Annotated in this window: 5 protein-coding genes and 1 pseudogene; 4 read left to right on the forward strand and 2 right to left on the reverse strand. The window is 64.1% G+C overall.

All coding sequences use genetic code 11. The features are described 5' to 3' along the window. The coding region (locus V5A53_RS13090; protein ID WP_332314064.1) for an O-methyltransferase at nt 1-577 on the forward strand (577 nt) is incomplete at its 5' end. Nucleotides 578-656: 79 nt separating this feature from the next. Next, a complete protein-coding gene (locus V5A53_RS13095) occupies nt 657-2306 on the forward strand; it encodes a long-chain fatty acid--CoA ligase (protein WP_332314065.1) in 1650 nt (549 codons plus the stop codon). A 36-nt stretch (nt 2307-2342) separates the two neighbouring features. On the opposite strand, the gene V5A53_RS13100 is transcribed toward V5A53_RS13095, so the two are convergent. Next, a complete protein-coding gene (locus V5A53_RS13100) occupies nt 2343-2915 on the reverse strand; it encodes a thioredoxin family protein (protein WP_332314066.1) in 573 nt (190 codons plus the stop codon). 51 nt (nt 2916-2966) lie between these two features. Then, nucleotides 2967-3386, reverse strand: a complete 420-nt coding sequence (locus tag V5A53_RS13105) for an EamA family transporter (protein ID WP_332314067.1) — start codon at nt 3384-3386, stop codon at nt 2967-2969. 126 nt (nt 3387-3512) lie between these two features. Between V5A53_RS13105 and V5A53_RS13110 the strand changes: the two genes are divergently transcribed. Beyond that, nucleotides 3513-4115 carry a DUF420 domain-containing protein gene (locus V5A53_RS13110; RefSeq protein WP_332314068.1) on the forward strand — a complete coding sequence of 201 codons (603 nt, stop codon included), beginning with the start codon at nt 3513-3515 and terminating at the stop codon, nt 4113-4115. Next, a pseudogene (locus tag V5A53_RS13115) lies at nt 4116-4534 on the forward strand (5-formyltetrahydrofolate cyclo-ligase); the annotation flags it as partial.

The raw sequence follows: 4534 nt of genomic DNA on the forward strand, positions 1-4534 counted from the left end.
CCGCGCCGAGGAGACGGGCTTTCCGACCGTCGGCCCCGCCGTCGGCGGCTGGCTCCAGCAGTTGGCCGGCCTCGTCGACGCCCGGCGCGTCTTCGAGTTCGGGTCCGGCTTCGGCTATTCGGCCTACTGGTTCGCCCGCGGCCTGTCCGAGGACGGCGAGATCGTCCTGACCGAGATCGACGCCGACGAACTGGACGACGCCCGCGACTACCTCGCTCGCGGCGGCTATGCGGAGATGGCTCGTTTCGAGGAGGGCGACGCCATCGACATCGTCGCCACGTACGACGGCCCCTTCGACGTCGTTCTCATCGACAACGAGAAGGACCGCTACGTCGAGGCCTTCGAGGCGGTACGCGAGACGGTCCCCGTCGGCGGTGTCGTCGTCGCCGACAACATGACCGCCGGCCCCTTCGCATTCGAGGAGATTCATCGGGTCGTCGTCGAAGGCGGCGAGACGGACAACGCTAGTGCCCGTGGCGTCGGCGACTACCTCGATCACGTCCGTGCTGCGGAGGCCTTCGAAACGACCCTGTTGCCGCTCGGTGAGGGATTGGCAGTAAGCCGTCGCATCACCTGAACGGCGTTTTATTTCCGGCAGTTATGGCATGGAACCTCATGACAAAAACCAAGTCAGGACCATCCGTAGGTGTCGTCCCATGCCTGGAGGTACGAACCAGACCCTTCGACCGTTCCTGTGGCGTGCGGCGAATCTCTATCCCGATACGGAGATCGTCTCACGAACCCACGAAGGTATCGAGCGATACACCTACGAGGATTACGACGAGCGGACGGCGCAACTCGCCAACGCCCTCGACGAACACGGCATCGAGGACGGCGACCGGGTAGCGACGTTCTGTTGGAACCACCACCGGCACTTCGAGACCTACTTCGCCGTCCCGACCATCGGTGCCCAACTCCACACCATCAACCCCCTGCTGCCGGACGAGCATATCCAGTACATCGTCGATAACGCCGACGACGAGCTGATCTTCGTCGACGAATCGCTGGCGCCGAAACTGGCAGGGGCGGCCGCCGACGCCCCCGAGTTCGAGGGCGTCGACTTCGTCGTCATGTCCTCCAGTGGAACCGACGCCCTCGATGCGACGCCCTACGAGGAGTTCGTCGACGGCCAGCCGACCGACTACGACTGGCCACAACTCGACGAGGAAAAGCCCGCCGGCATGTGTTATACCTCCGGGACGACGGGCAACCCGAAGGGCGTCGAGTACACCCACAAGATGCTGTGGAGCCACACGATGGCCACCCTGACGCCGCAGGGCATCCCGATGGCCGACGACGACGTGGTGATGCCGGTCGTGCCGATGTTCCACGTCAACGCCTGGGGGATGCCATTCACCGCGACCGCCGCGGGGTCGAAACACGTCTATCCCGGCCCCTCGCCGGAACCCGAGGACCTGGCCAAACTCATCGAGGAGGAGGGCGTCACCATCACCGCCGGCGTTCCCACGGTATGGCTCGGCCTGATGGAGTACATGGAGGACAACGAGGTCGACCTCTCCTCTCTGGATACCGTCATCGTCGGCGGGTCGGCCGCGCCCGAATCCATGATCCGCTGGTTCGATGACCACGACGTCGAACTGCTGCACGCGTGGGGCATGACCGAGATGTCTCCCATCGGGTCGGTCTCCCAACTCAAGGCCAGCCTGCAGGACGCGGACTACGAGACCCAGCTCGAACACCGTTCCAAGCAGGGCCTGCTCGTGCCCGGCCTCGAGATGAAGGTCATCGACGAGGACGGCAACGAGATCGCCTGGGACGGCGAGGAGTTCGGTGAACTGTGGGTCCGCGGCCCGTGGGTCACCAAGGAGTACTTCAAACGGCCGGAAGCCAACAAGGAGGACTTCGAGGACGGCTGGCTGAAGACCGGTGACGTCGTCACTATCGACGAGGAAGGCTACATAAAGATCGTCGACCGCGCGAAAGACGTCATCAAGTCCGGCGGCGAGTGGATCTCCTCCGTCGAACTCGAAAACGCCATCATGGCCCACGACGACGTCGCCGAGGCGGCCGTCGTCGGCGTCCCCCACGAGCGCTGGCAGGAACGACCCGTCGCGTTCGTCGTCCCCGGCGAGAACGCCGACGAGTCGACGCTGGACGACGAAATCATGGACATGCTCCGGGAGGACTACCCCAAGTGGTGGCTCCCGGACGCCATCGAGTACATCGACGAGATCCCCAAGACCGCCACCGGCAAGTTCTCCAAGAAGGACATCCGCGAGGAGTACACCGACGAATCGCTGGTCGAAGGTCGAGTACCGGAAGAAGCCGCGCCGGACGAGGACTGATCGTCCCTCCGGTCACGGGCCGTTTTTATTGCCGTCTCAGTTCCGCCACTTGATCGAACAGCCGCGGGAGGGACCGCGCTCGTCTTCGGGTTCCTCGCCGGCCAACACGGTGTCGATGGCGTCCTTGATCTCGAAGCCCGGTTCGCCAGAGGGCTCCTCGTCGGGGGTCGTCGCGTCATCGAAGCGGCCGTGATAGACCAGTCGGAACTCGTCGTCGTCGTTCACGAAGAGGAACGGGTCGGGCGTACAGACCGCGCCGTAGGCCTTCGCGACCTCCTGTGTCTCGTCGCGGAGGTAGGCGGTGATATCGATTTTGCCCGATTCGACGTATTCGACCATCTTCTCGAAGGAGTCCTCCGGGTACTCTTCGGCGTCGTTCGGATTGATACCGATTACGGGCACCTCCTCGTACTCATCAGCGATGTCGTTCATCGCGCCGTATTTGGCCTGCGCGTATGGGCAGTGGTTACACGTGAAGACCACGAGCAGGGCGTCGTAATCGTCGAAATCGCCCGGCGAGTAGGTCTCGCCGTCGGTGCCTTCCAGTTCGAAATCGGGAGCCAAGTCACCGTGGTCGAGTTTGTCGGATTTGGATTCGAGTGTGACCATACCGGATATTGGAACCGAACAGGCCTAAAGTCACCCCTCGTTGGAGCCGGGTCACCCCTCGAACGTGGTCAGGAAGACGGCGACCACCGCGAGGACGATACCGGTCGCCTTGCGGACGGTCAGCGCCTCGTCGAGAAAGACGATACCGATGAGGGAGCTGGCGACCAGAAAGAGACCGAAGATCGGGACGACGACGCTGACGGGGCCGGCCGCCAGCGCGCGGTAATATGAGATGATACCGACCGCCAGACAGGCACCGGCGGCGTACATATACGGCGCGTGCTGGTGAGTCAGTGCCGAGAGCAGCGGCCGGTCGGTCGCGATGATGATCCCGAGCGCCGTCAGCGCGAGCATGCCGTTGGTGACGAAAGCGACGGTGTCGGCCGGCAACTGCTGGGTCGCCAGTTTCGTCAGCGGCGCGACGAGGGCATAGGCTGCGAGGGCGAGAAGCGCGTACCAGAGATACTGCATATCGGCACGCAGGGTGGCGGCGACAAGGCCGTATCGGTCTCGCCGTCGCGGGGACCGCACCGGAACTTCCGGAACCCGCGTGCGGAAACCCAAGCGACCTTTGTGCGGCGGTTCCAACGAGCGTGTATGTCGACAGCGCGCGGCCCGGCGTTCGCACGGGAGCATCCACGGATACTGACCGCCGTCCTGACCGTCATCGGCTACGTCGTCGTCATTGGAACGCTCTACGGTGACGCGTGGATTTATCCGACCATCTCGGAGTCGACCGTCGGTTTGTTCGCACACATCATCGCCGTCATCAACTCGGCGACTGTCGTCTGTCTGGCCGCCGGGTGGTACTGGATCCGCAACGACGAGGTCGAGAAACACCGCAAGGCGATGAGCGCCGCCTTCTCGCTTATCCTGCTGTTCCTCGTCTTCTACCTCCTGAAGACGGGCGGCGGTGGTCGCAAGGAGATCGTCGCCGGCGCGCCGCTCCGGAGCCTCTATCTCGGCATGCTGGCGGTTCATATCATCCTGTCTGTACTTGCAGTCCCGCTCGTGCTCTATGCCATCACGCTCGGGGTCACGCACACGCCCGCCGAACTCCGCGAGACGGCACACGCGAAGGTCGGCCGCATCGCCGTCTCGACGTGGCTCGTCAGCCTCGTGTTGGGCGTCGTCGCCTACCTCATGCTCACGTTCTACTACGGCCCCGAACAGATCGAGTTCGTTCGCGGGATGGCATAGATGACCGACAAACAGGCGATCCGCAAGCGGGTCTGGGACTGCCTCGAATCGGAGGGCTACGCGCGGTTTCCCTTCCCGCCGCACGGCCGCATCACCAACTTCGAGGGCGCGAAGGAGGCGGCCGAACGGGCGCTCAACCTGCCGGAACTCGCCCAATCCGACGCGGTCAAGGCCAACCCCGACGCCCCGCAATTGCCGCTCCGGCGGGGGCTTCTGAAGCAAGGAACGACCGTCTACATGGCGGTGCCCCGACTGAGCGAAGCGGACTGTTTCGTCGAACTGGACCCTGAAACGCTCAGCGACCTGGATGCCGCACCGACCGTCTCCCACATGCGAAACTACGGCCGGCAGGTCGGCCCGGGGGACGTACCGGAACTCGACGCCATCGTCCTCGGGAGCGTCGCCGTCACCGAGGACGG

Source organism: Natronomonas sp., assembly GCF_036625485.1.
GTDB lineage: Archaea > Halobacteriota > Halobacteria > Halobacteriales > Haloarculaceae > Natronomonas.

Coding starts and splice junctions, on each gene's coding strand:
- V5A53_RS13095 (WP_332314065.1), top strand. CDS start 657: ATGCCTGGAGGTACGAACCAGACCCTTCGACCGTTCCTGTGGCGTGCG.
- V5A53_RS13100 (WP_332314066.1), bottom strand. CDS start 2,915: ATGGTCACACTCGAATCCAAATCCGACAAACTCGACCACGGTGACTTG.
- V5A53_RS13105 (WP_332314067.1), bottom strand. CDS start 3,386: ATGCAGTATCTCTGGTACGCGCTTCTCGCCCTCGCAGCCTATGCCCTC.
- V5A53_RS13110 (WP_332314068.1), top strand. CDS start 3,513: ATGTCGACAGCGCGCGGCCCGGCGTTCGCACGGGAGCATCCACGGATA.